Raw genomic sequence first — 26,077 nt, forward strand, 5'->3', positions numbered from 1 at the left:
GCCCGGATGCCGGGCCTCCATTCGCATATGCCGATCCGCCGGACGCCGGGATCAGACGTCCATGTAGACGAGCTGGATGAAGAAGGCGGGGCTGATCAGGAAGTCTCCGTACTTGGCATCGAAGGCGGCGGTCGGCTTGGCCGCCACCGTCTCGGCCAGTGTCTTGCCTTGCTTCTTCAGGCGAGCGACGTTGCCGCGCACGGCGACCAGCATGTCGCGGAACTCCATCAATCCCGCCCGGTCGCTCACCTCGCCATGGCCGGGGATGATGATCGTGCGCGGCGTCGCCACCTTGATGCATTCATTGACCCAGTGGATGACGCCGTCGATGCTGCCGCCCGCGCCATTGTCGAGGAACGGATAGTGACCGTTCCACCAGAGATCGCCCACATGCAGGATGTCGGCCTTCTTGAAGTACACCGAAAGATCCGTGTCCGTGTGCCCGTTGCCGTAGTTCTTCATGACGACCGTCTCGCCTTCGAACTCCATGGTCTTGTCGGTCTTGACGGTGACGGTCGGCAGGCCGGCGGGCGGCGTCGGCGGGAAGTAGAAGCCCCATTCGATAACGCGTGTTCCGCTGGTCAGGCGCTTGAGCGTGTTCTCCTGGGCGATGATCGTCGCTCCCTTCTCATGCAGCCAGACGTTGCCATCGGTGTGATCCCAGTGGTAGTGGGTGTTGATGAGGTATTTCAGCGGGGCGGGGCCCGTGCCGTCGAGCGCGGCCTCCACCTTCGGCCTCGACACCGCGATGCCCGCATCCACCATGAGCTTGCCGTTGGGGCCGGTGAGCACGGCGATGTTGCCGCCCGACCCCATCAGCACGCTCACATTGCCTCGCAGCTTCTGCACCTTGACGTCGGCGGTGGCGGCGTCATCGTTGATCAGGAGCACTGGCGACACGACTTCCGCGACGGCCCACGGGGGCGTTGCTGCCGCCATGACGAGCACGGCGGATGCGAGCGCGGTCCGGATGAGCGAGGCAGGTGCAGGTTTGAAAGTCATGAGAGTCCTCTCGATTCAGGGGTTGGGGGTGGGGGCAGGCCGCTGCATCCATGCATGGACGACGACCTTCGCCCGCGCGCTTCCAGTATTGAGTGCGCGCATTTGCGGCACATCTGCCTTAGGTCGGGCCTCGGCTTGAGTTCTTTGCGAGTGAGGAAGGCAATTCCTCGATGCCGCATTCGATTCTTTCGAATCGGTGCGCTGTCGATAATGGGCAGCTCCGACCTCCTCGATTCGCCGCAACCTCCCCATGAAAGCCCCTCACTCGGCGGATCGCGCCAACTACGCCATCGTGGCCGCCTTGCCCGGCGTGGAAGTGTTGAGCGCGCGATTCGCGTCGCACCGCTTCGGCCCGCACGCCCACGACACCTGGGCCATCGGCGCCGTCGTGCGGGGGGCGCAGGACAACAGCGCGCGCCAGGGCGTGCGCCGCATCGTCGGCGCGGGCGAACTCACCGCCATCGCGCCGGGCGAGGCGCATGCGGGGCGCGCCGCGGGCGATGCGGCATGCGAGTACGTCATGGCCTATGTGCCGGATGAGGAACTCCGGCGGCACGCCATGCACGTCGGCGTGAAGCTTCTCGCCCCCGGCATGGCGCCCCTGGCCGACGCGCGCCTGGCGGAGCGGCTCGCGGCCTTCGTGAGGCTCGCGTCGCAGGCCGATGCGCCGTCGCTGCGCGTGCAGGGCGAGTGGTGCCTGCTGATGGAGCACATCCTGCTGCGCTATGCGAATGTCCCGCCGCGCGAGACGCCGGCGGCGCCCGGCAGCGGGCCGATGCGAAGAGCACGCGCGTAGCTGCACGCGCACTGGAACGACGCCGTCTCGCTCGACCAACTGGCCCGCGAGGCGGACATGTCCCCGAGCCACTTCTGCCGCCAGTTCGCGCGCTCCTTCGGACTGGCGCCGCATCGCTACCAGGTGGTGCTGCGGGTGGCTCGCGCCAAGTCGATGCTGGCCGCCGGCGGCGCCATCGCGGACGTGGCGGCGGCCACCGGCTTCGCCGACCAGAGCCATCTCGGGCGCCACTGGAAGAGCTGCCTGGGCTTCACGCCGGGCGAATGGAGCCGGCAGGCTCACGGCGCAAGAACGTTCTAGCGGGCAGGCCGCGGAACATCGAGACTCGTGCCAGCGACCCCTGCGTGGGCGCATGGCGCCGATGGCCCGCAATGCCATCGGCGACTCACACATCCTGCACGCGAGATCATGAGCGAACTCTTCATTCCGACGGACCACGAACACTTCCAGATCCAGGCGGGGCGGCGATCCGGCCTGCCGGTGATGATCGCCGTCCATTCCACCTTGCTCGGCCCCGCGATCGGCGGCCTGCGAATCAAGCCCTACGAGCGGGCTTCCGACGGCATCGCCGACTGCCTGCGACTCTCCGAGGCGATGACCATGAAGGCCGCCGCGATCGACAACGGAAGCGGCGGCGGCAAGGCGGTCGTGCCGCTGCCCCTCGACCTGAAGATGACGAGCGCATTGAAGGATTCGATCCTGCTCGACGTGGCCGATCAGGTGCACGCGCTCGAGGGCGCATACCATGTGGCGCCGGACGTCGGCACCGGAGCCGACGACATCGATGTCATCCTTCGCAGGACGCCCTACGTCGGCGGCCGCTCCAAGGCCGCGGGCGGGGCCGGCGGAACGACCCACGGCACCTTCATCGGGGTCGAGAGCGCGATACGGGCCGCCGTGCGCCACACGTTCGGCGTCGACGCCTTGCGCGGGCTGACGGTGAACATCATCGGGCTCGGCGGCATCGGCACGCTGCTGGCAAGAAGCTTCGCGAGCGAGGGTGCCCGGCTGATCGTCTCGGACATCGACGAGCACCGCAGGGCGCTGGCCCGCGAACTCGGCGCGACCTGGCTGAGCGCCGACGAGGCGCTTCGCGCGGAATGCGACATCCTGGCGCCTTGCGCGCTCGGCGGACTGCTGACACACGACAGCGCCGAGGCGCTCGCCTGCAAGATCGTCTGCGGCGCGGCCAACAACCAGCTCGCGGCCGGCGAGGTCGCGTCGGCGCTGGCGGCGCGCGGCGTGACCTATGTGCCGGATTTCATCGCGAATGCCGGTGGCCTGATGTATGCGGCCGGCATCGAACTCCATCACCGGACCGAGGCGGCCGCCGCGGCCCACGTGCGCGACGGGATCGCTCGCAACGTCGGGCTGGTCCTCGAGCAGGCGGCGCGCACGCTCGCGAGCACCCAGGATGCGGCGTTGGGCATCGCGCGCGCAAGACTGTCGGCGGCCGGGCGCGCGGCGGCATGATCCCTCCAAGGGTTGAGTTCCAGCCGGCCCACCGGGTGTGGCGGGCATGAGGGCGCGCTCCTATGCTGGGGCTTCGGTCTTCGCCATCTGCGCGGACCGAACCGGGACTTCCGGCGGCCACGCGGCGGACGCCGGGAGTTGCATCCCGCTCGACAGTGCGCCGCGGCCTTTCAGGAGACCGTGATGCTGATCATGATCGATTCCGTCCCTCGCGTGCAGGATCGGCGCGTCGCCATCGCATGCATCAGGGCGTGTGTCTGGGCGGCCATCGAGGGCTGGCCCTTCTGCGTTCTGCATTGAGGCCGACGGTGCTCAGGCACGGGCGCTGAGGTAGCTCTCGAAGAGATCGACGAACACCACCGAGGCGCCGGCCTCGGCATCCGGGCCCCAGAGCGTTTCGGCCTCGAACCGGACCGCGTACAGGTGTTCCGGCACGTCGCCGCGTCCATCGACATGCGCCTCGGGATGACAGTGCGCGCCGTGGTAGAGCGCGATGACGCCATCCTTGTCGCGCACGAAGGCGGGAAGCCGGATGTGCGCTCGCGGATTCCGGTTGATGGTGTGCACCCTGTCGCCCGGCTTGAATCCGGGCGCGCGATCGATGGGCCGATCGTGCGGCGTGCCACCGTAGAGGACCTTCTTCATCGTCATGGCGTATTCGCTCGGCGCCGCGGGCTCGGCGGGATGAGCGGCCATCGCCTCGGACAACTGCTGCGCGACACGTTGGGCGATTTCAGCGGGGCTCACGATGCCCTTGCGATGCAGGATCGTCTCGTACGCATAGAGCCACTTCTCGTAATAGCTCGTGCCCAGGTAGAGACTATGCCCCATGTTCTCGATGGCCGAGCGCTGTTCGGCGGTGAAGTTGACTCCGGAGATCTGGCAGCTCACCGCGATGCCGTGCATCCGTCCTTCCCAGGGTGCATGGAAGGGCGGCTCGTCGGCCCCGGGGACGACGGGACCCCAGCCATGCCGTCCACCGAGGTCGTGGGGTCCGTTCATGATGAGCACCTCCTGGTTCGCAAGACCGCCTGGACGAATCAACCGGCCACGGGCATGGCCGGCTGGTGGCGTCGGCTGAACAAGGCCTTCTTCAAGGTGGCGTGGACGCCCCAGTTGCCGTCGACGACCTGCGTGATTCCGAAGTCCACCGCCACCGACAACAGGGAAATCGCCTCGTCTTCCGTCAACAGGCGTGTCTTCATCAGGAAGCGGCGCATCTTTCGGAATGCATCGCGCATCGCCCTGTCGATGGTGGCCATTTCAGCCAGCTTCTCGGCCGGATTCTCACCCAATTCGGCCAGGTAGTTGGGAAAGCTGAAGCCATGCACCACCCACTCGTCGTCCGTCTCCAGCAAGGGATAGTCCAGGCCTTCGAGCGGGGTGCCGGGCAGGCTGGCCGCCTTGTGGAGGATGAACTGGAAGACGCCGGTGAGCGAGGCTTCGATCGCCGTCCCGCACAGTTCCGAATCCCCCTGCGCCGCATGGGGGTCGCCGACCGAGAACATGGCGCCTTCGACGGCCACCGGGTAGTACATGCGGGCGCCCTTGCCGATGCGCCAGTCGTCGACGTTGCCGCCCGTATAGCTCGGCGGGATCGAACTGGCGAAGTCGACCTCCTTCGGCGCCACGCCCATCGTGCCGAAATGCAGGCGGGCCGGCACGCGCACGTCCCGCAGGATGCCGAAGTTCTTGTGCACGGAGGCATGGTCGACGACCACGCCGGGATAGTTGTAGGTTGCGTGATAGACGCCGCTCGGGTCGGTCTGCGGCGTCCAGACGTAGCTGTAGACGGCGGTCGCCCAGTTCTCGGCGCCGGCCGCGCCGAACTCGTAGACCGTGACCACCTCGCGCGGCTTCGGCTCCTCGATCAGGTCGTGGTAGTGGAAGCCCCAGCTGGCGGCAACGTTCACGCCGAAGGACTGGCCGGCATAGGCGGGATTGAGGCTGCAGCGGGGATAGACGTCCAGGATGCGGACTTCCAGGACGTCTCCCGGGGCGGCGCCCTCGATCAGGACGGGTCCGGTCAGGAGATGGACACCGTAGCCCTCGCCGATGCCGTTGACGAGCGCGCCTTCCACGGGGCCCGCGCCGCGACGGGGCATGCGCTTGCCGTGGATGTCCCAGTGGTAGATGCTCTCGGCTGCGGGATCGCCCTTGATCATGCGGTCGAAGTCGTCGCCCGCATGATGGGTGAAGGTTTCGATGGTGACGATGTCGCCCGATTTCACGCGGGTCACCGGCGGCACGGCCTTGCTGAAGTAGCCCCAGTGCACCGTCGAGTCCAGGGCTGGAATGTGGAGGTCGTTGGCCAAGAGGTCTCCCGTCCTGCCCGCGGTTCTCGCAAGGGGCGAGGTGCGGACATGTCGTCCCAGTATTGGCGGGGCGGGCATGATCCGCCTTGTTGTGCGACGAACAAATCCTTGTCGCGCGGGACGATGCCGCTCCGGATGCCGGGGAAAGCGGCAACGCACCCGATGGTTTGAACCTGTGCGGAGGTATCTGGCAATGACGAACAACCAGCAGGAAGACGCCCTGGTCGAACAGCCGAGCGCGTTCGCGTTCGGGCCCACGCTCGATCGCCTGGCCCATGCGATCGAAGCGGCGGGCATGAGGATATTCGGCCGCATCGACCATGCGGCGGGCGCCGCGGAGGTCGGGCTCAGCATGCCACCCACGGTCGTGCTGATCTATGGCCATCCCAAGGGGGGAACGCCGATGATGCTCGCCGCGCCGTCGGCGGCGCTGGACCTTCCCTTGCGTGTGCTGGTGCGTGAAGACGGCGACGGCCGCACCCTGGTGTCTCTCCACCCCGTCGCGGCGCAGCTCGCGAAGGCGGGCGTGCCCGAGGCGCTCGCAAGGCAGTTGGAACCCGCCCAGGCACTGGCGCTGAAAGCCATCCAGCCGTGAAGATGCCGCAGCGGTGATGCTTAAGGAGGATGTGCCGGGGTAGGGATGCTCACATGCTGTGGGTCTCACCCGACACCCCCGACGGAGGCATCCCATGGCGAAGATTCTGGTTCTCTATCACAGCATTCACGGTCACATCGAACGCATGGCCTACGCCGAGGCGGAAGGGGCGCGAGAGGTGGCGAACGCCGAGGTCCAGATCAGGCGGGTGCCCGAGTCGATGTCGGCCGAGGCGATCCGCGAGATCGGCGGCAAGCCGGACCAGGCGGCGCCCGTTGCCGCGCCGGGCGACCTGGCTCAGTACGACGCCATCATCTTCGGGACGCCTACCCGTTTCGGCAACATGACGGGACAGATGCGCAACTTCCTCGACCAGACAGGCGCGCTCTGGATGAGCGGCGCGCTCATCGGCAAGATCGGCAGCGTGTTCACCTCCAGCGCCACGCAGCACGGTGGCCAGGAGAGCACGATCCTGACCTTCCACCCGACCCTGCTGCACCTCGGCATGGTGGTCGTCGGGATGCCGTACAGCGAGCAAAGACAGATGGGGCTGGACGAGATCAAGGGGGGCAGCCCCTACGGAGCATCCACGATCGCGGGAGCGCAGGGCGAGCGGCAGCCGAGCGAGCAGGAGCTGGGAATGGCGCGCTCGCAAGGCCGGCACGTGGCGACGCTGGCCACCCGGCTGGCCGCCGGTGGCTGAAGCCGCCGGTGACAGCGATGCTGGACGCCTTGATCGCGCTGGTCCTGGGCCTGGGCATCGGCGTCGGTTGCCGATGGTTCGACCTGCCTCTGCCCGCGCCACCCAAGCTGGTCGGCGCGTTGCTGGTCGTCTCGATGACCTTGGGCTTCGTCCTTGCCGCGTATGTCGCCGGGAGGGCGGCATGAGTCCGGCCTCCATGCGGCGCCTCAAGGTCGCCATCGGGCTTCTTCTGGGCCTTGCCATAGGCGCGGGCTGCCGGCTGCTCGGCATTCCTTCGCCCGCACCCTCGGTGATGACAGGCGCTCTGCTGGTGGTCGCGATGACCTCGGGCTACGTCCTGGCCGACAGATGGCTCTGCCCGGCCGGCGCGGAACATGAAGACCTTTGCGGCGGCCCCGATGGATCCCTCGAGGGTGATCGACAGGGCGACCGCTAGTCACGCGCGACGAAGCGGTCGGCCCACGCGGCCTGATAGACCGATGAGGGATCGAGGGTGATCAGGTCCACCGGCGCGCATCCTTGAAGCCACGAATTGGGCTGCGCAAACCACAGCGCCGCATCCCAGTCGTCGAAGGCATCCGACAACTCCGCCAGCACGGCGGCCGCTTCCGCCCGCAAGGACATGTCCTTCTTCGGCCATCGCCAGGCCACCGGTTCCGCGATAGGCGCTGTCCATGTCGAGAAACCGGCGATAGCGCAAGGCGTCGACCACCGTCAGCCGCGGCGGGATACCGGGTCTCTTCGTCCTGGCGTGGCGTCGCGCATGCTGAACTCCTGGGTCAATGGCCCGATCCGTCGAGAGCCTGAATTTCGCGCATCCGCTCCAACCGCGCACCCCGCGGAGGCGGCACCGGCTGCGCGACCGGAAGGCGGATGGCGCGGCCCGACCTCTGGGCGTGGCGAACGCGCAGGCGCGTTCCTAAGCTCTGGCTGTCGCCGTGTGGCGCGCCGAATCCGGATCATTCCGACAGAAGGACTGCAATGAACACCACGAATCGATTCCCTCGCGTTCCCACGCTCGCCTGTGTGATGTCCGTCGCGGCGGCCGCCGCCATTTCCATCGCGGCGGCCACCGCTCCTCGCTTTGCGGCAGCGCGGGAAGCGCCGGCCGACAAGCCGACCGTCGTCCTCGTCCACGGCGCATTCGCCGAGTCGTCGAGCTGGAACGCCGTGACCGGCAAGCTGCTGGCCAAGGGCTATCGCGTCGTGGCGGTCGCGAATCCGTTGCGCGGGCTGAAGTTCGACGCCAACTACACGGCCGGTGTCATCGATTCGGTGCGGGGCGGCGTGATCCTGGTCGGCCACTCCTACGGCGGCAGCGTGATCACCAATGCGGCGACGGGAAAGGCCAATGTCAAGGCGCTGGTCTTCGTCTCCGGCCTGGCGCCCGACGCCGGCGAGAGCGCAGCCAGCATTTCGGACAAGTTCCCGGGCAGCACGCTCGGGCCGACGCTGGCGCCACCCGTCGCGCTGGCCGACGGCGGGAAGGATCTCTACATCGCCCAGGACAAGTTTCACGCCCAGTTCGCGGCCGACCTGCCGGCGCGCGAGGCGAGGTTGATGGCCGTCACCCAGCGCCCCGTCACGGAGGCGGCGCTCAACGATCCTTCCGACACACCGGCATGGAAGACGATTCCGTCCTGGTTCCTCTACGGCAGCGCGGACAGGAACATCACGCCCGCCGCGCATGCCTTCATGGCCCGGCGCGCGGGCGCGAAGAAGGCTGTCGAGATCAAGGGCGCGTCCCATGTCGTCATGGCATCGCATCCCGACGCGCTGGTGAAGCTGATCGACGAGGCCACGGCCGCGACGTCGACGAATGACTAGCGCCACGCGTCGAAGCCCTTTTTCGGCCAGCCCCTTCACCGAGGAGTTCCATGTCTGAACGCACCCAATCCGCGGAGTACCGGATGTCACGACGCGCCGTCCTGCAGGGCGCCTCTCTGGCCGCCGTCGCCGCCGCCGCTTTCCCCACGCCTGCCTTGTCCCAGCAGGGCGATCGGCCGAAACCTTCCCACCCTCCCAAAGGAGCTAGCACCATGAGTACCGTGACAACCAAGGATGGCACCGAGATCTACTACAAGGACTGGGGCAAGGGCCAGCCTGTGGTCTTCAGCCACGGTTGGCCGCTGAGCGCCGATGCCTTCGAAGACCAGATGTTCTTCCTGGCCTCGCGCGGCTACCGCTGCATCGCCCACGACCGTCGAGGGCACGGCCGGTCGAGCCAGCCGTGGGAGGGCAACGACCTGGACACGTATGCGGACGACCTGGCGGCGCTTGTGACGCATCTCGACCTGAAGAAGGCCATCCACGTGGGCCACTCGACCGGCGGCGGCGAGGTGACGCGCTACATCGGCCGCCACGGGACGGGCAGGGTGGACAAGGCCGTGCTGATCGGTGCCATCCCGCCCCTGATGCTGAAGACGGCGGCGAATCCGGCCGGGCTTCCCATCGAGGTGTTCGATCAGCTGCGCGGCAACGTCGTGGCCGACCGCTCGCAGTTCTGGAAGGACCTGAGCCTGCAGTTCTATGGCTACAACCGGCCGGGCGCGAAGGTGTCGGAGGGCGTGCGCGAGTCCTTCTGGCTGCAGAGCATGATGGCCGGGTTTCCCGCGTCCTACTTCTGCATCAAGGCCTTCTCGGAAACGGATCTCACGGAGGACCTCAAGCGCATCGACGTGCCGACCCTGGTTCTCCACGGTGACGATGACCAGATCGTGCCCTTCGCGGACTCCGCGCTGCTCTCCTCGAAGATCATCAAGAAGGCGACGCTCAAGATCTACGCCGGCGCGCCCCACGGCATGTGCACGACCTTGAAGGACCGGGTCAACGAAGAGCTGCTCGCCTTCTTCAAGGCCTGATCGGAGAACACACCATGTCCACCCGGAAACTCCACGACAAGATCGCCCTCGTCACCGGCGGCAGCAGCGGCATCGGCCTGGCGACGGCCAGGCGCTTCGTCAGCGAGGGCGCTCACGTCTTCATCACCGGCCGGCGGCAAGCCGAACTCGATGCGGCGGTCGGCGCCATCGGCGCCAACGTCACGGGCGTGCGCAGCGACGTCTCGAACCTGGCCGACCTCGACCGCCTCTACGAGACGATCCGCAAGGACAAGGGCCGCCTGGACGTGCTGTTCGCCAACGCCGGCGGCGGCGCGCTGGCGCCCCTCGGCCAGATCAGCGAGGAGCACTTCGACAAGACCTTCGACACCAACGTGCGCGGCCTGTTGTTCACCGTGCAGAAGGCACTGCCGCTGATGCCCAGGGGCTCGTCGATCATCCTCAATGCGTCGATCACCTCGATCAAGGGCACGCCCGCCTTCAGCGTCTACAGCGCCACCAAGGCCGCGGTGCGCAGTTTCGCGCGCACCTGGACGCTGGACCTCAAGGACAAGGGCATCCGCGTCAACGCGGTGAGTCCGGGCGTGGTGCCGACGCCGGGCTATGACCTGCTGGGCCTCACGCAGGAGCAGGTTCAGGCCTTCGTCGACGTCCAGGCGCAGGGCATCCCGCTGGGCCGCGTCGGCACGCCCGACGAGATCGGCAAGGCCGTGGTGTTCCTGGCGTCGGACGACAGCAGCTTCGTCAACGGCATCGAGCTGTTCGTCGACGGTGGCATGGCGCAGATCTAGCCATCCGGACAGGGCCGGCCCCTCGCGGGCCGGCGACGATGGAGCCTGCTATTCGCGCTTGGCCAGCACGCGCTGGACGTCTTCGGCATCGAAACGCAGGGGAATGTGCTGGGGGCAATTCCAGTCGAAGGCCGCGACGCGGATCGTGATCGCACGTTGCGGCCTGGCCTGGTAGCCCGGTGTCAGGAGACGGGCCGCCAGCGGGTCGCCGGAAGCCAGATCCTGGACGCGCGCGTGTCCCAGGACCTTCAGGCGCATCCGATGGGCATAGTCCACGAGGATCAGGGCCACGCGGTCGTTCACCGAGAAATTGCCGACGCTGATCATCTGCCGGTTGCCGGCGAAATCGGCAAAGGCCAGGGTGTCGGCGTCGAGGACCTTCAGGAAGCCGACGGGTCCGCCGCGATGCTGCACATAGGGCCACCCTGTTTCGGAGACGGAGGCCATGTAGAAACTGCGCATGGACGCAATGAAGCCCAGCTCGTCTTCGCCCAGGCGCCGATTGGCCGGCTCGCCGCCCTGTGCCTCGAATCGTCGCGCATAGCCGGCGCGGCTGCCGTCGTGCGCCTGGGCCGATTTGACAGAGGGTGTGAATGCGATGTCGGCGAATGCGTTGGACATGTGGGGCTCCGATGGCTTGCATTGGCGGCGGTGGCGACGATCAGTCCGTGAACGTGAGCGCGGTCAACGCCTCGCTCAACTGCCACAGGCGCTCCGCGCGCTCCGGATCGACGGCCCATGGGCGCACGCCGCTCGGCTCGGGATCGTCGATGGCGACGGTCGCGGCGATGTCGCAGTCCTCGCAATAGACACCGCCGAGGCCTTCCAGCTGGGTGCCCGCCGCGCACCAGACCGAGGTGGCCGCACCCTGTTCGAGGGTCTTGAAGTCTCCGCCTTCAGTCACGGATCGGCCTGGGGGTACGTGGCCGTTCGGCTGGTCGCGCGACACGCCCAGGCCGCTCAGGTCCGAGTCGCTGAGGTCGCGCACGAGTTCCGTCAGGATGACGCCAGGATGCAGCGAGAAGGCGCGTATGCCATCTTCCTCGCCCCGCGTGTCGAGCGCGACAGCGAAGAGCGCGTTGGCTGATTTGGACTGTCCGTAGGCCGCCCACTTGTCGTAAGGGCGCCGCTCGAAGTTCGGATCTTCGAAGTCGACGCCGCTGATCCTGTGCGCGCGCGAGGAGACGGAGACGACCCGCGCGCCGCCGGCGCGACGCAGGGCGGGCCACAGTTGCACCGCCAGGCGGAAATGGCCGAGGTGGTTGGCGGAGAACTGCGATTCGTTGCCCTGCCGGTCGCGCGCGAGCGGCGTCGCCATGATGCCCGCGCTGTTGACCAGCGCATGAAGGGGGCGGCCGGAGTCCAGGAAGGCGCGGGCGAAGGCATGGATCGATGCCGGGTCCAGCAGATCGATCGAGCCTTGCTGGGTGCGCTCGATCCCTTGCAGCGCGTGGCGCGCCTTGTCGGGCGTGCGGGCCGGAACGATGACGGTCGCGCCGGCCGCGGCCATGACGCGCGTGGTTTCCAGTCCCAACCCGGAGTAGCCCCCGGTCACGATCACGGTCCAGCCGGCAAGGTCCCGGCCCGCGAGGGCCTGGCGTGCAGTGGTCGTGGCTCCGAAGCCGCTGTGAATCGGCGCTTGCGGGGTCGGCATGGCGGCGTGCTCAGAGCCCGAGTTCGCTGAGCGACGGATGGTCGTCCGGACGGCGACCGAGCGGCCAGAAGAACTTGCGCTCCGATTCCCGGATGGGCAGGTCGTTGATGCACGCGTAGCGGTGCGCCATCAAGCCGTCCGCGTTGAACTCCCAGTTCTCGTTGCCGTAGCTGCGGAACCAGTGAGCGGAATCGTCGTGCCATTCGTAGGCATAGCGCACGGCGATCCGGGCGCCGCCGAAGGCCCACAGCTCCTTGATCAGCCGGTAATCGAGCTCGCGCACCCATTTGCGCTCCAGGAGGGCCTGCGCCGCGGCCCGGCCGACGACGAACTCGGCACGGTTTCGCCAACGGGTGTCGATGCTGTAGGCCAGCGCGACGCGCGCCGCCTCTCGTGTGTTCCAGCCATCTTCCGCGAGGCGGACTTTCTCGGTTGCGGTTTGGAAGTTGAACGGGGGCAGGGGCGGGCGGGTTTCCATGGCGCTCCCTCGGCTTTCGATGGAGGTTGAACATCCGGCGTCTCGTGAAGTGTTCGTCGAAGCGGCGGGGCCGAAGCGCAACTATCGATGCCGGCAGGCCAAGACGCATCGGTCTCATGGGGCATGCGGCCTCCCTTCCTTGGAAGGTGGCCGCGGTGGACCGGCGGATGCTCAGGGCAGAACACCCGGGTAGTTCGGGAAGATCGCCTTCCTGATCACCGCGTGCACGCCCCAGTTGCCGTCGACCACCTGCGTGACGCCGAAGTCGATCGCGACCGAAATCAGCGAGATGGCCTCGTCTTCGGTGAGCCGATGCGCTTCCATGAGGTAGCGGCGGGTCTTGTGAAAGGCATCGCGCATCGCATGGTCGAGCGACGACTTGTTGTAGATCTCGGTTTGGGCGTGCGGCCCGAGTTCCGCGAAGTGGTTGGGAAAGCTGAGCCCCTGCAGCACCCACTCGCTCGGCGTCTCGAGGAATGGAAAGTTGAGGCCGGCGAGGTAGCTGCCCGCGAGCTCGCCGTGCTTGTGGAGCACCAGCTGGAAGACGCCTGTCAGGGAGCACTCGATCGCGGTGCCGCACACTTCGGAGTCGCCTTGCGATGCATGCGGGTCGCCGACGGAGAAGAGGGCGCCATCCACCGACACCGGGAGGAAGTGCCTGGCGCCTTTTCCCACCCGCCAGTTGTCGAGGTTCCCGCCGAAGTAGCCGGGCGGCACGGAGTCGATGAGGCCCGGCTCCTTGGGCGCGACCGCGATCACGCCGAAATGAGGCCGTATCGGGATGCGCACGTCCTTGAGCACGCCGAACTTCTTCTCGATGCTGCGATGGTCCACCGGAACGCCGGGATAGTCGATGGTCTCGTGCCTGACGCCGTAAGGGTCGGTCTGGGGCGTCCAGCGGAAGTTGTAGACGGCCTTCGCGTAAGGCTCGCTCGCGGCGCCCTCGATTTCGTAGACCGTCACCACTTCGCGCTTGCGCGGCTCGGTGAGAAGGTCGTGGAAATGAAAACCCCACCAGGCGGCCGCATTGCTTCCGAAGCATTTGCCGCGGTGCGATGCGCCGCAGCTGGGCCGAAACTGGAGGTCCAGGATGCGGATCTCGAGAACGTCACCGGGCTCCGCATCCTCGATGTACACCGGGCCGGTGCAAATGTGGACGCCGAACCCCTCACCGGCGCCTCGTCCGAAGATCGATGCGTCCATGGGCCCGGCGCCTCTGCGATCGACGCCTTTCTTGTCCGCCGTCCAGAGATAGACGCTCTCCGCGCCCGGATCTCCCTCGATCATCCGGGCCGAATCGTCGGCGGCGTGCTGGGTGAGCGTCTCCATGGTGACGGTGTCACCGGAGCGAATGGAAATGACGGGCTTGAGGGAACGACTGAAGTAACCCCAATGCACCGTCTTGTCGGACACCGGAACGTAGTAGTGACTCGGCTGCGGCGATGCGGCCGGATCGCCTGCTCGCGCAAGGGGGGCTTCCGTGTCGACGGCGGCGGCGCGCTTGGGTGTCAGGGCGAGCGCCAGGCGATAGCGGGCGTAGTCCCCCATGACCTGCTCGAACTGTGCGCCATCCGCGGCGTCGGGATCCGGCGCGGCTTCGCCTGACTTTTCCTCTGGCCGGCGCAGCTTCTGCCGGCTCGGGCTGTCCGGCGGACGACCGCGCTGGATGTGCGCGTCGGCCTCTTCGGGCGCGAGTGAACGGTAGGCCTTCGGCGCCATGCCGAAGCGGGCGCTGAAGGCCCGGCTGAAGTTCGCGGCGTCGCCGAAGCCCCAGCGGAAGCACAGCTCCGCGATGGAGAAGTGGCCCAGCGCCGGGTTGGAAAGATCGATCCGGCAGCGCTCCAGGCGGCGATTCTTTAGATATTCCCCGAAGGTCGTGGCGCCGACCGTGAAGAGCTTCTGGACGTACCGGGTCGACAGCGACTCCACCCGGGCGATCTCATCGATCGAGAGGTCCGCATCGGCAAGCCGCGCCTCGATCGTGCGGCAGACGCGTCGCAGGTGGCCCAGCTGCACCGAGGTCGAGTCTTCCGCGGCATCGTCGTTCGCATGCGAGAGGCAGGTGACCAGAAGTTCGGTCAGCATGGCTTCGAGCGACAGCAATTCGTGGTCGCTCAGTTGGTCGAACTCGTTCGCGATCGAATTCACCAGGTTCAGGCACACCGCCCCGACGCCGGTCTTCGACGAGATCTTGTTCAGGTCATGCGTGCTGGTGCGGACCAGCCGCAACACGAAGCCGGCGCTTTCGAGCTTGGCAATGACAACCCGGCATTCGGTGCGCAGGTCGACCTCCCAGGGCCTTGCCGGGTCGAGAAGGATGATTTCGCCGGCGGCCAACGCAATGGATTCGTCGCCCTCGACAACCATGCCCGAGCCTTCGAGCAGGGCCAGGGCCAGCACTGCACCGCCGAATCGCCCCGCGCCGGAAGGCCGAGGCACGAGGACGTGGGGCGATGCATTGAGCCGCACCATGACGGAGCCGAGCGCGGATCGCCGCGAAGAGACGTAGCCGCTCAGAGGCGGTCTCTTGCCGCTCGGCGCCTTCTCGCCGAGCAGCACCTTCGACAGAACCTCGGCCCATGCGCCGGCTCGGAGTTCCTCGGGAAAGGCGTCGAGTGAGAAGCGTCTCAAGTCGTCAAGCATTCAAGCCTCCCTCGGCGATGAAAATGCCCCACGGGCGAGACGAATGAGAGGGCGCCAGCCATCAATAGACCTGCCGGCGCTGGCCGCTCTTGAACTCGGCGATTCGCGAGCTCATTTCCTGCGGCGTCACCAGTTGCTTGTCGACGAGGAGCTCGCAGAAGGCCGCCACCCACTGGTCGTAGTAGTTCGAGGGCACGGGGGACTCGGCGGCGGCCTGCATCGCGGCGTCGCCGGCGGCGATCTGGCCGATCAGCCGCGCCTTGAAATCGTCCCAGGGATAGAGGCCGCGGTTGCACAGGGTGACCGCCATGCCGAAGGCACGGCTCTGCCAGGGCGCCTCGAACACCGGCTCTCCATTCTTCCGGGGGAAAGCCGGGGCGCCGTCCATGGACGGAATGGGAGGGGCTTTCGGCCGGGCCATCCTGTTCACCTCTTCGGCGCGAGCGCCATGCCGGTGCCGATCATCGAGTCACGGGACACCAGTTCGGCGAGCTGCTCTTCGGTGAATCCCTCGGTGCCCGCGGGGCGCTCGGGCACGACGAGGTAGCGTTGCTCGGCACTCGTGTCCCACACATGGATCTTGACCGACGGGTCCAGCGCCACGCCGAAGTCCTTCAGGACCTCACGCGGATGGCTCACCACCTTGGCGCGGTATGCCGGTGACTTGAACCACACCGGTGGAATGCCCAGGAGGGTCCAGGGATAGCAGGAACACAGGGTGCACACCCACATGTGGTGTTCCGTGGGGCTGTTGAAGAGGGCCGTCACGTGCTCGGTCTGAAGCCCGCGGTAGCCGAGCTCCTCGATGGCCGAAGTGCCATCGGCCGCCAGCCGTTCACGGTAGGCGGGGTCGCTCCATGCCTTCGCGACGACACGCGCGCCGTGCATCGGGCCCAGGTCGTTCTCGAATGCGGCGACCAGGGTGTCGATCGCGTCGTGGGTGGTCAGGCCTTTCTCGACCAGCAGCGATTCGAGCGCCCGTACCCTGGCCTCGATGTCGCTCGGCGGCGCCCAGGGGTGGTCCGCGTGCTCATCATCGTGTGCGTGATCTGTAGACATCGCTTCGCTCTCGCTCCATCGCGCCCGATGCGCCGGCGCGCGGAATGAGGGCTCCGCGCAAGTCGATGCATGGGGACGGAGCGCCCGCTTCGGCATGCTCCGCCGCGAGAGTATCGGCCTCGATCAGATCCGCGTAAAGATGTCCGCCGCACCATCCGCGCGTCCAGGCCGGCGTCGGGGTGCTCGTCGCGGCCCAGGCGCTCACTGCACCAGGTCGTGTCCGTTGATCCCGACGAGCGGGAAGCGGTGGAAGTCGCTGAAGAAGGTCGCCGTACCGCCTTTGCGTCTGCGTTCGGAGAAGAGTTCTTTCCTCAGGCTGGCGTGGACGCTCCAATGGCCGTCGACCGCCTGCGCGAGCCCGAAATCCACTGCCACCGACAGCAGTGAGAGGGCCTCGTCCTCGGTCAGGAGTGCCATCTGCATCAAGAAGCGCCGCATCTTGCGCGATGCGTCTCGCGTGGCCCGCTCGACGCCCGACTGCGCCGTGGGATTTCCCTGCGCGAGCGCATCCTTGCCGGGGGCGGGCAGGGTGGCCGATGCGCTGAAGCCGTGCAGCACCCACTCGTCGTCTGTTTCCAGCAGGGGGCAGTCGAGTCCTTCCAATGGCGTGCCGGGCAGATCCTGCGCCTTGTGAAGGATGAACTGGAAGACGCCGGTCAGCGATGCCTCGATGGCGGTGCCGAAGAGCTCGGAATCGCCATGCGCGGCGTGAGGATCTCCGACCGAAAACAGCGCGCCTCGCACCGCAACGGGGTAGTACATGCGCGCACCCTTGCCGATTCGCCAGTCGTCGACGTTGCCGCCCGAGCACTTGGGTGGGGGCAGACTCGAATCCACCTGCGCCGGTGCAAGGCCCATCGCACCGAAATGGAGGCGCGTCGGTACGCGGATGTCCTCCAGGATGCCGTAGTTCTTGCCGACCTCGGAGGAGGCCGCGATGGCACCAGGCTTGGGCGGACCCAGGTCGCCTTCGGGTGGATCCTGCTCGGTCGCGATGTAGTTGCAGACCGCGGTCGCCCAGCCTTCGCTACCGGCGGCGCCGAATTGATAGATGGTCACGACCTGTCGTGGCACCGGCTCTTCGACCGGGCCGGGCCCGTGGAAATCCGACCATGCGCTGACGTGCATTCCCAGCGCATGCCCTCCCTGCGCATGACCCGGACCGGTGCGTGGAATGACGTCGAGGATTCGAACCTCCAGCACATCGCCGGGCTCGGCGTATTCGATCTTCACCGGGCCGGTCAGCAGGCAATCGGTATGGCCGTGAGCGGCGCCCAGGGCTGGAGGCGAGAGTGTTTCGATGTCGTCCCACGCGTGGTGGGCGAGCGTCTCGATACTCACGATCGCGCCCGGCTTCACCACCAGGACGGGTGCGACGCTCTTGCCGAAGTATCCCCAATGCACCGTGTTCTCATGCGCGTGGATGTGTAGCGAGTGGGTCATGGCGGCTCCAGTGTTTCGTCGTTGCAAGCGCGCCGGTGAGGGTGTCGCGCTTTGACGGCAGTATTGAGCCGTGAGCGCGAATCTCACTTGTCTTGTCACGCACAAAGTCTGGTGACGCCCGGATCACTTGTCCTGCCGCGCACAAAATCTGGTTTGGAGGCTAGGCGCGCGCCGAAGTCTCGAACACGGGGGTCGTGCGAGTCCCCGCCAGCGGGGCGTAGTGGGGCCGCCCGGCGAAACCGGCGGCCTGCTGAAAGGCGCCTTCGAAGCTTCGTTGCGGCGCCTCTTTCAGCAGACCCCGGCGTTGCGCCGCCGCGATCGCCTGGGTTCGGCTTTCGACGTTGAGCTTGCCGAAGATCACCCGCACATGCGACTTGACCGTGCCGACGGTGATGAGCAGACGCGTGGCGATCGCCTTGTTGCACTGGCCCGAGATCAGCAGGCGCAGCACTTCTTCCTCGCGCGCGGTCAGGGGCTCCCCGGCGAGGCTCTCGGCGAGCCGGCGCGCCACCTGCGCGCTGAAATGGCGCTCGCCCTGGTGGACCGCTCGAACGGCAGCCGCGAGTTCCTCGATGGCGCAGTCGGCCAGCAGATAGCCGTGCACACCGCTCGCCAGCGCGCTTCGGATCTCCCATTCGCGATCGCTTCGGCTGACAACCACGATCCTGGGCGATCGGCTCGCATGGGAGCGAGCGGCGGCCAGTTCCGCCAGCGCGACACCATGGTCATAGTCCGCGATCACGACATGGGCGCCGCGATCGCTGCCGGCGCGCCATGCCGGCGGCTGCGGATCCAGCGGACGCTCCGAGTCCAGGACTTCGAAATCCGCGTACTTGGCCAGTGCTGCCGACAGGCCGACGCCGAGGATCGGGTCGTCATGCAGCACGAGAATTCTGATGGGATGGACGAAAGACATGGAATCTCCTAGGAAGAAAGGTCAGCTGGAGCCTGAGATGGTCCGGGGGTTGCAGCTGGGGCCGGGGATCCAACAATAGGAGGGCGTCTGTCCCCTCGAAACACCTTTTCGCTCAGTCCGGTCTCCATCTTTGGATCGACCGGGCCTCCCGGGCATGCAAGGGATAAGATCGGCCCGGCACCGCAACGGCGCGGTGCCCGCGCCGCATGCCGGCCTGGCGAAGGAGAGACTGTCGTTGATCGATCTTTCCGATTACACCTTCGAAGCCTTGCGCGAAGGCCGCGATTTCGTCCTGTCGCGCGGACGGCGGCGCGACAACAGCGTCAGCATCCTCGCCCTGGCGCCGGCGGCCTCTCACGCGGCGCCCCTCGATGTCGGCCGCCTGGAGCACGAATACGCGCTCATGGACGACCTGGATACATCCTGGGCCGTGCGACCGCTGGAACTCGTGCATCGCGGCGGCACGGCAACGCTCGTGTTCGAGGATCCCGGGGGCGACTTCCTGAACGCCGTCCTGCGTCGGCCGGTGGACCTCAGGAGCTTCCTGCAGCTCGCCATCGCGCTCGCGGCTGCGCTGCGGGAGATTCACCGGCGCGGTCTCGTCCACAAGGACATCAAGCCGCAGAACGTCCTGATCGATGCCGCCGGCAACGTCCGGCTGACCGGCTTCGGCATTGCATCCCGTCTGGCGCGGGAGCGCCAGGCGCCGGCGACACCGGCGGTCATCGCGGGCACGCTGGCCTACATGTCACCGGAACAGACGGGCCGGATGAATCGCTCGATCGACGCCCGAAGCGATCTCTACTCCCTGGGGGTCACCCTCTACGAGGTGCTGACCGGAGGCCTGCCGTTCACGGCATCCGAACCGATCGAGTGGGTCCATTGCCACATCGCACGCAAGCCCACGCCGCCCGGCGAACGCGTGGCGGGCCTTCCCGCCCAGGTCGAGGCCGTGATATTGAAGCTTCTCGCCAAGTCCGCCGAAGACCGCTATCAGACCGCGGTGGGACTCGAAGCGGACCTTCGGACCTGCCTGATGAGCTGGCAGGCGCATCGGCGCATCAGCGCGTTTCCCCTTGGCAGGAACGACATCCCGAGCCGCTTGCTGATTCCGGAGAAGCTGTACGGCCGCGAGACCTGCACTCGCGCCCTCGTGGCCGCCTTCGACCGCGTGCTGGCCCAAGGTGCGGCCGAGATCATTCTGGTGTCAGGCCATGCCGGCACGGGCAAGTCCGCGCTCGTCAATGAACTTCACAAGACGCTGGTTCGGCCGCGTGGCCTTTTCGCCGCCGGGAAGTTCGATCAGTACGAGCGCAATCTCCCCTATGCGACCCTGGCTCAGGCGTTCCAGCAGCTGGTGCAGCAGATCCTCGGCGAAAGCAATGCAGAGCTGGACCGCTGGAGAAGCGCGCTGCTCGGAGCCTTCGGCTCGCAGGGACAGCTCATGGTCGACCTCATTCCGGAACTTGCCCTCATCATCGGCAAGCAGCCGCCGGTGCCGGACGTTGCACCGAGAGACGCGCAGAACCGCTTCCATCGGGTCTTTGCGCAGATGCTGCGCGTCTTCGCCCGGCCGGAACATCCGCTGGCCCTGTTCCTCGACGACCTGCAGTGGGTCGACAAGGCGACCCTCGACCTGCTCGAACGCCTGATCGCCGAGCCGGCGCCGTCCCATCTTCTGCTGGTCTGCGCCTATCGCGACAACGAGGTGTCTCCGGGCCACCCGCTGCTACGGACCTTCGACCTGATTCGCGACAGCGGCATCTCCTGGCATGACATCGCGCTGGGACCGCTGGGACTCGACGATGTCGCGCTTCTCCTCGCGGATGCGCTGCGAGTGAAAGCCGATGGCGCGCTGCCCCTGGCCGAACTGGTGGTCGAAAAGACGGAGGGGAACCCATTCTTCGTTGTCCAGTTCATCACCGCGCTGACCGAGGAGTCACTGCTGACCTTCGATCCCGATGTGCCGACGTGGCGATGGGACATCGGGCAGACCCGTGCCAAGGGAATGACGGACAACGTGGCCGACCTCATGGCGGTCAAGCTCGGCCGCTTCCCGCAGCAGGCGCTGGAGGCGGTGAAGCGGCTCGCCTGTCTCGGGAACGGCGGCAAGGTCGCCGTCTTGGCCATGGTCATGGGCATGAGCGATGAAGCGCTCCACGCGACCCTGCGCGATGTGGTGCGCGCCGGACTGGTTCTTCGTCGCGGGACGGAATACTCCTTCCTGCACGACAGGGTGCAGGAGGCGGCGTATGCGCTCATACCGGAGGCCGACCGACCGGCGATGCACCTGGCGATCGGGCGGGCGCTGCTTTCGCGCGCGTCGGCGGATACGCTGGAGGAGCAGATCTTCGAGATCGTCAATCAGCTCGATCGCGGCGCGCCCCTGATCGAATCCCGGCAGGAGCGCGAGCAGCTCGCCAGGTTGAACCTGATCGCGGGCAAGCGCGCCAGATCGTCGATCGCGTATGCGGCGGCGCGGACGTACTTCGTGACGGGGGGCGAACTCATTGCGCCGTACGACTGGGAACACCAGTACCGGCTGGTGTTCGATTTCGAGCTGCACACCGCCGAATGCGAACTCCTGACCGGCGAACTCGCCGCCGCGAGCGAACGGCTCGGTGCCCTGGCCTTGCGGGCTTCGGGCCTCGTCGACAGCGCGGCGATCACCCGCTTGGGCATGACGCTCCACACGACGCGCGATCGGACCGACCTCGCCATCGAGATCGGGCTTGAATTTCTCCGGCAGGTCGGTGTCGACTGGTCGCCGCATCCGACGGACGCGCAGGTCAACCTCGAACTCGACAGGATGTGGCAATTGCTGGCCGGGCGGCCGATCGAGGAATTGATCGATCTGCCGCTGATGGACGACCCGGAGTGCCTCTCCACCGCGGACGTGCTGGCGGAACTCCAGGCGCCCGCCAGTTTCACGGATCAGAATCTCTTCCAGCTCACGCTTCTTCGCATGACGAACCTCAGCCTGGCGCATGGCAACTGCGATGCCTCGGCCTGCGCCTATGCCTTGCTGACGATCGTCCTGGGCCACGGCCGGGGCGACTACCAGACCGCGCTTCGCTTCGGCCAGCTGGGCTGCGATCTGGTCGACAGGCGCGGCCTGGATCGCTTCAAGGCGAGGGTGTACACCTTCTTTTCCACCTTCGTCCTTCCATGGACGAAGCACCTGGCCCTGATCCGCCCCCTGGTCCAGCGCGCCATCGATGCGGCGATCACGGCCGGCGACCTGACCTACGTGGCCTACAGCCGCAGGAGCCTGGTGTCGAACATCATGGCTTCGGGAGCGCCGCTCGCGGAGGTGCAGCGCGAGGCGGAGCAAGCATTGATCTTCGCCCGAAAGGCGAAATTCGGGCTCGCTGCCGATTCATTCGTCACGCTGCTGTGGCTGATCCACGAGCTCAGCGGGCAGGGGAGCCCCATCAGCCTGTTCGAAGACGCATGGCAGGACTTGAATGCGTTCGAGCGCCAGCTGAGCGAAGGCGGGGCGCGTCTGGGACTTGCGGCTTCGAGACATTGGATCAACAAGATGCAGGTCTGCCACTTCGCCGGCGATCACGCCGGGGCGATGAAGGCCATGGAGAAGGCCGAAAGCCTGCTCGCCTACACGGCATCGTTCATCGAACGCATCGACTTCCATTATTTCGGTGCGCTGATTCACGCGACGGCCTGGGAGCATGCGCCGTCCGACCGGCGTGAAAGGCACATCGACGCCATGCACGCCCATCGAGTCCGGATGGCGGTCTGGGCGGGCGCCTGTCCGGAGAATTTCTCCGGTCGGGCGGCACTCGTGGGCGCCGAACTCGCGCGCGTCCAAGGCGAAGGGCATGAATTGGAGGCCTTGCGCCTGTACGACACAGCCATCCGCGCCGCCAGCGAATACGGCTTCGTGCAGAACGAGGCTCTCGCCAACGAACTTGCCGCCACGTTCTATTCAGACCGCGGCCTGAGCACGATCGCCGCCTCTCATCTTTCCAGTGCGCGCGACTGCTATCTGCGGTGGGGGGCCCACAGGAAGGTCCTTCAGATCGAGAAGCGCAACCCCCAACTGCGGCGAGAACGAAGTTCGCCGGATGGCCCGCGCACGCCGCTGGAGCAACTGGACGTCGGGACGATGCTGAGGGCGTCGCAGGCGCTGTCCAGCGAGATCGTGCTCGACGTTCTGATCGATCGACTGATGCGCATCGCCATCGAGCACGCGGGCGCGGAGAGGGGTGTCCTCGTGTTGCTGCGGGGCGAAGTGCCTAGCATCGCCGCCATCGCGCAGGCCCGTGACGGGAAGATCGAGGTCGCGCACCTGGAAAAGGCCGCCTCCGCCCGCGACCTCCCCGAACCGGCGCTTCGTCTGGTGCTGAGAACTCGCACGCGCCTGATCATCGACGACGCGTTGGCCAGCGATCTGCTCGCCGGCGACGAATACACGCAGCGCAGGGGCGCGCGATCCGTTCTCTGCATCCCGATCATCACCCACGCGCAATTGATCGGCGCGCTTCACCTCGAAAACAACCTGACGCCGCGTGCCTTCACCGCCGAGCACATCACCGTGCTGGAGTTCCTGGCCGCGCAGGCCGCGATCTCGCTCCAGAACGCGTACCTCTATTCCGACCTGCAGCGCAGCGAAGCCTTTCTCGCCGAGGGACAGCGCCTGAGCAACACGGGCAGCTGGAGTCGAAAGGTGCAGACAGGAGAGCTTGTCTGGTCCGAGCAGAACTTCCGGATCTTCGGCCGCGATCCGAAGCAGGACCCGACACCGAGCTTCGAGGAGTTCGCGGCGATCATCCATCCCGAGGACCGGCCGCGCTGGCGGCAGGCGGTCGAGGCGGCGATCGCGGAGGGGCGCGGGTATGCCATCGACTTTCGCATCGTCCTGCCGACGGGGGAGGTGAGGCACCTACATGCCGTCGGCAGACCGATTGTCGACAGTGCCGGCCAGATCGGCGACTACATGGGAACGACCATCGATGTGACCGAGCAGAAGCGCCGTGAGGACGCACTGCAGCACGCGCAGTCGGAGCTCGCCCACATCACGCGCCTGACGACCATGGGCGAGCTGGCGGCATCCATCGCGCACGAAGTGAACCAGCCCCTGACATCCATCGTGACGCATGCCGAGGCCTGCCTGCTCCTGCTGGCGAAGGAATTGCCCGATCTCGCGGCCGTCCGGAAATATGCCGAGCGGATCGTTCGCGATGGCCGCCAGGCCGGCGATGTCCTTCAGAGCATCCGCAAGATGGTCCGCAAATCGGCGCCGGAGGTCGTTCGATTGAACATCAACGAGATCATCCAGGATGTCCTGGAGCTGGTCCGCGGCGAATTGCGCCAGGAGGAGGTGGTGCTCCAGCCCCATCTCTGCGCGGACCTGCCATCCATCATGGGCGACCGCATCCAGATGCAGCAGGTGATCGTCAATCTGGTCAAGAACGGGGTCGAGGCAATGGCGACCGTCACGCGCAGGCCTCGAACGCTGCAGGTGAATACCGCGCGGGACGCCGGCGGGGATGTCGTGGTCGCCGTCATCGACAACGGAACGGGCCTGGATGAACTCGCGTCAAAGCGGCTCTTCGAGCCGCTCTTCACCACCAAGCCGCAAGGCATGGGCATGGGTCTGCCCATCTGCCGCTCCATTGTCGAGGCCAACGGCGGCCGCATTCTGGCGCTGCCTCACGCACCCCATGGCGCAGAGTTCCGGTTCACGCTGCCGGCGGCGGCAAGCCTGGGGGCTGGCGATCCGCTCTAGCCCAGCGTCACGATGCCGCGTCGGATCGCCAGGGTCACCGCCTCGGTCCTGCTGGCAACGCCCAGCTTCGAAAGGATGTTGTTGACGTGGGATTTCACGGTCTGCTCCGTGACCCCGGCGTTGCGGCCGATGTCTTTGTTGCTCTTTCCGGTCGTCAGCAGCTTGAGGATGTCCAGCTCGCGCGGCGAGAGAGCGTTGTTGCAGCTTCGTTCGGCGAGCCTCATCGCCGGACCGCTCGCGAGATATCGGCCGCCCGCGCGGACGCGCAGGATGCATGTCACCAGTTCTTCGGCCGATGCATCCTTCAGGAGATATCCCACGGCGCCGGCGCGCAGGCTGCGGGAGATGTCGTCTTCGGAGTCGGAGCCGGTCAGCACCACGATGCGCGCGTCCATGTCGATGGAGCGAATGCGCTGGATGCCTTCCAGGCCATCGGCGTTCGGCATGCAGAGATCCATCATGACGACGTCGGGCCTCAGCTCGCGAAAGGCCGTGGCGGCCTTGGCACCGTCATCGACTTCCGCGCAGAGACTCAGGCGGGGCTCTCGCTCGATGATGTTGGCGATGCCCCTTCGCACCAGCGGATGGTCGTCGGCAACGAGCACCGACACCCGGGGGGCTGTCCAGAGAGCGTTCATTGCACGTAAATGGTTGCCGCATCCCGGGGCTCGCGTTCGCGGCTGCATGGCAGGCGAAGCGTCACACGTGTACCCCGACTCGGGGAGGACACAATCCCCAGGTGCCCGCCCACCAGGGCCGCACGCTCGGCCATCCCCAGCAGCCCGAATCCGACGTGCGGATGGCCAGGGTCGAAGCCCGCGCCGTTGTCTCGCAATTCCAGATGAATCCAGTTCGATGCGGCGGTCGTGGTGCAATCCAGGCGCGATGCACCGGCGTGCTTCGCCACGTTGACGAGCGTCTCGCGCAAGATGGCCTCGACTTCGCAAGCCGTGGCGCAGTCGAGATCGGTGTCGGCGGAGAAGCACTTGCGCGTCGCGAGGCCACTCCCGGCGGGGAGCTCCCGCAAGATTCGGGACACCAGTGTCGTGAGTGGTGTCTTCGACGGCGGCGGTGGCGCGGCCTCCAGCGGCGCCCTGAGTTCACGGATCGTCGCGCGGGCGATCTGCAAGGCTCGCCGCGCCGAGGCGGCGGCGGCGTCGAAAGCGGGTGAACAGGGAGCACCGGCCTCGATGGCGGCTTCGCGCAGCATCAGCAGGGTGGCGCTGATCTCCTGCACCAGGCCGTCGTGCAGTTCGCGCGCCAGCCGCAGGCGCTCCCTTTGAACGGGTGGCGCCGATTCGGCGTCCTGGCGCCTCGATGCCTGGTCTTTCCTGAACAGGATCTCGGGGGCGGGCCCATCGCGCGGGTCGACGCGATCGAGGGATGGATCGGGAATCACTGCTTCGGAATACATCATGGGATCAACTCTCCGACTCGGCGCCAGGTCGCCATCCGTGGCGCGTCTGGATTCAACGATAGTCAAAAGGGGTGGACCTCGCTATAGCGGCTTTCTGTTAGACAGCGCATGTTCCAAGGACTCACAATGACGCGATGGCATGCACTTGTCGCCGCGGTCTGCGGATTCGATCTGTCGCGCGGCGTCCCATGGTCCTCTTCATG

25 protein-coding genes are annotated in these 26,077 nt (G+C 66.8%); 11 read left to right on the forward strand and 14 right to left on the reverse strand.

Features of this window, described 5'->3' with window-relative positions:
- Positions 1-51: 51 nt before the first annotated feature.
- Complete coding sequence (locus AC1DNF_RS12440) at positions 52-1,002, reverse strand: MBL fold metallo-hydrolase (protein ID WP_478148904.1); 951 nt, start codon at positions 1,000-1,002, stop codon at positions 52-54.
- A gap of 250 nt (positions 1,003-1,252) precedes the next feature.
- Here AC1DNF_RS12440 and AC1DNF_RS12445 point away from each other — a divergent pair, with 250 nt between their 5' ends.
- From AC1DNF_RS12445 to AC1DNF_RS12455, 3 genes are all read left to right on the forward strand, one after another.
- Positions 1,253-1,798, forward strand: coding sequence for an AraC family ligand binding domain-containing protein (locus tag AC1DNF_RS12445; RefSeq protein WP_478148905.1), 546 nt, complete (start codon positions 1,253-1,255; stop codon positions 1,796-1,798).
- Positions 1,799-2,098, forward strand: a complete 300-nt coding sequence (locus AC1DNF_RS12450) for a helix-turn-helix domain-containing protein (RefSeq protein ID WP_478149012.1) — start codon at positions 1,799-1,801, stop codon at positions 2,096-2,098.
- 108 nt (positions 2,099-2,206) lie between these two features.
- Complete coding sequence (locus AC1DNF_RS12455) at positions 2,207-3,271, forward strand: Glu/Leu/Phe/Val dehydrogenase dimerization domain-containing protein (RefSeq protein WP_478148906.1); 1,065 nt, start codon at positions 2,207-2,209, stop codon at positions 3,269-3,271.
- Positions 3,272-3,583: 312 nt separating this feature from the next.
- Here the strand turns inward: AC1DNF_RS12455 and nthB are convergent, their stop codons facing one another.
- On the reverse strand, positions 3,584-4,273 hold the full coding sequence (nthB, locus tag AC1DNF_RS12460) for a nitrile hydratase subunit beta (RefSeq protein ID WP_478148907.1): 690 nt from the start codon (positions 4,271-4,273) through the stop codon (positions 3,584-3,586).
- Between the two features lie 38 nt (positions 4,274-4,311).
- Positions 4,312-5,586 (reverse strand): acetamidase/formamidase family protein, encoded by a 1,275-nt coding sequence (locus AC1DNF_RS12465; RefSeq protein ID WP_478148908.1) that lies wholly within the window; start codon positions 5,584-5,586, stop codon positions 4,312-4,314.
- 193 nt (positions 5,587-5,779) lie between these two features.
- On the opposite strand from AC1DNF_RS12465, the gene AC1DNF_RS12470 reads away from it, so the two are divergent.
- From AC1DNF_RS12470 to AC1DNF_RS12485, 4 genes are all read left to right on the forward strand, one after another.
- Positions 5,780-6,181, forward strand: coding sequence for a DUF302 domain-containing protein (locus AC1DNF_RS12470; RefSeq protein ID WP_478148909.1), 402 nt, complete (start codon positions 5,780-5,782; stop codon positions 6,179-6,181).
- 94 nt (positions 6,182-6,275) lie between these two features.
- The gene (gene wrbA, locus AC1DNF_RS12475) at positions 6,276-6,884 is read left to right on the forward strand and encodes an NAD(P)H:quinone oxidoreductase (protein ID WP_478148910.1); all 609 of its coding nucleotides are present in this window, start codon (positions 6,276-6,278) and stop codon (positions 6,882-6,884) included.
- Between the two features lie 17 nt (positions 6,885-6,901).
- Positions 6,902-7,069 carry a DUF1427 family protein gene (locus tag AC1DNF_RS12480; RefSeq protein WP_478149013.1) on the forward strand — a complete coding sequence of 56 codons (168 nt, stop codon included), beginning with the start codon at positions 6,902-6,904 and terminating at the stop codon, positions 7,067-7,069.
- Positions 7,066-7,320, forward strand: a complete 255-nt coding sequence (locus AC1DNF_RS12485; protein WP_478148911.1) for a DUF1427 family protein — start codon at positions 7,066-7,068, stop codon at positions 7,318-7,320. The genes AC1DNF_RS12480 and AC1DNF_RS12485 overlap by 4 nt, the downstream gene beginning before the upstream one ends.
- Here the strand turns inward: AC1DNF_RS12485 and AC1DNF_RS12490 are convergent.
- A complete protein-coding gene (locus AC1DNF_RS12490) occupies positions 7,317-7,502 on the reverse strand; it encodes a hypothetical protein (RefSeq protein ID WP_478148912.1) in 186 nt (61 codons plus the stop codon). The genes AC1DNF_RS12485 and AC1DNF_RS12490 overlap by 4 nt on opposite strands.
- A gap of 363 nt (positions 7,503-7,865) precedes the next feature.
- On the opposite strand from AC1DNF_RS12490, the gene AC1DNF_RS12495 reads away from it, so the two are divergent.
- The 3 genes from AC1DNF_RS12495 (at position 7,866) to AC1DNF_RS12505 (ending at position 10,515) form a co-directional block, all read left to right on the forward strand.
- On the forward strand, positions 7,866-8,711 hold the full coding sequence (locus AC1DNF_RS12495) for an alpha/beta fold hydrolase (protein WP_478148913.1): 846 nt from the start codon (positions 7,866-7,868) through the stop codon (positions 8,709-8,711).
- Between the two features lie 212 nt (positions 8,712-8,923).
- Entirely contained in the window at positions 8,924-9,745 is an 822-nt protein-coding gene (locus AC1DNF_RS12500) for an alpha/beta fold hydrolase (protein ID WP_478148914.1), read from the forward strand.
- A 14-nt stretch (positions 9,746-9,759) separates the two neighbouring features.
- Positions 9,760-10,515 (forward strand): SDR family oxidoreductase, encoded by a 756-nt coding sequence (locus tag AC1DNF_RS12505; protein WP_478148915.1) that lies wholly within the window; start codon positions 9,760-9,762, stop codon positions 10,513-10,515.
- Positions 10,516-10,563: 48 nt separating this feature from the next.
- Here the strand turns inward: AC1DNF_RS12505 and AC1DNF_RS12510 are convergent, their stop codons facing one another.
- From AC1DNF_RS12510 to AC1DNF_RS12545, 8 genes are all read right to left on the reverse strand, one after another.
- The gene (locus tag AC1DNF_RS12510; protein WP_478148916.1) at positions 10,564-11,136 is read right to left on the reverse strand and encodes a pyridoxamine 5'-phosphate oxidase family protein; all 573 of its coding nucleotides are present in this window, start codon (positions 11,134-11,136) and stop codon (positions 10,564-10,566) included.
- A gap of 40 nt (positions 11,137-11,176) precedes the next feature.
- Positions 11,177-12,169, reverse strand: coding sequence for an oxidoreductase (locus AC1DNF_RS12515; protein ID WP_478148917.1), 993 nt, complete (start codon positions 12,167-12,169; stop codon positions 11,177-11,179).
- A 10-nt stretch (positions 12,170-12,179) separates the two neighbouring features.
- Positions 12,180-12,647 (reverse strand): nuclear transport factor 2 family protein, encoded by a 468-nt coding sequence (locus AC1DNF_RS12520; RefSeq protein WP_478148918.1) that lies wholly within the window; start codon positions 12,645-12,647, stop codon positions 12,180-12,182.
- Between the two features lie 171 nt (positions 12,648-12,818).
- The gene (locus AC1DNF_RS12525) at positions 12,819-15,290 is read right to left on the reverse strand and encodes an acetamidase/formamidase family protein (RefSeq protein WP_478148919.1); all 2,472 of its coding nucleotides are present in this window, start codon (positions 15,288-15,290) and stop codon (positions 12,819-12,821) included.
- A 61-nt stretch (positions 15,291-15,351) separates the two neighbouring features.
- A complete protein-coding gene (locus AC1DNF_RS12530) occupies positions 15,352-15,711 on the reverse strand; it encodes a nitrile hydratase accessory protein (RefSeq protein WP_478148920.1) in 360 nt (119 codons plus the stop codon).
- Between the two features lie 5 nt (positions 15,712-15,716).
- Entirely contained in the window at positions 15,717-16,349 is a 633-nt protein-coding gene (gene nthA, locus AC1DNF_RS12535; RefSeq protein ID WP_478148921.1) for a nitrile hydratase subunit alpha, read from the reverse strand.
- 201 nt (positions 16,350-16,550) lie between these two features.
- Positions 16,551-17,792: an acetamidase/formamidase family protein gene (locus tag AC1DNF_RS12540; protein ID WP_478148922.1), complete on the reverse strand. Its 1,242-nt coding sequence runs from the start codon at positions 17,790-17,792 to the stop codon at positions 16,551-16,553.
- Positions 17,793-17,952: 160 nt separating this feature from the next.
- Complete coding sequence (locus AC1DNF_RS12545; RefSeq protein ID WP_478148923.1) at positions 17,953-18,708, reverse strand: LuxR C-terminal-related transcriptional regulator; 756 nt, start codon at positions 18,706-18,708, stop codon at positions 17,953-17,955.
- Between the two features lie 130 nt (positions 18,709-18,838).
- On the opposite strand from AC1DNF_RS12545, the gene AC1DNF_RS12550 reads away from it, so the two are divergent.
- On the forward strand, positions 18,839-24,457 hold the full coding sequence (locus AC1DNF_RS12550; RefSeq protein WP_478148924.1) for a trifunctional serine/threonine-protein kinase/ATP-binding protein/sensor histidine kinase: 5,619 nt from the start codon (positions 18,839-18,841) through the stop codon (positions 24,455-24,457).
- Here the strand turns inward: AC1DNF_RS12550 and AC1DNF_RS12555 are convergent.
- Complete coding sequence (locus tag AC1DNF_RS12555; RefSeq protein ID WP_478148925.1) at positions 24,454-25,095, reverse strand: response regulator; 642 nt, start codon at positions 25,093-25,095, stop codon at positions 24,454-24,456. The genes AC1DNF_RS12550 and AC1DNF_RS12555 overlap by 4 nt on opposite strands.
- Complete coding sequence (locus tag AC1DNF_RS12560) at positions 25,092-25,874, reverse strand: sensor histidine kinase (protein ID WP_478148926.1); 783 nt, start codon at positions 25,872-25,874, stop codon at positions 25,092-25,094. Before AC1DNF_RS12560 ends, AC1DNF_RS12555 begins: the two co-directional genes overlap by 4 nt.
- Positions 25,875-26,077 lie beyond the last annotated feature (203 nt).

This window comes from Variovorax sp. 01T432 (assembly GCF_056398605.1).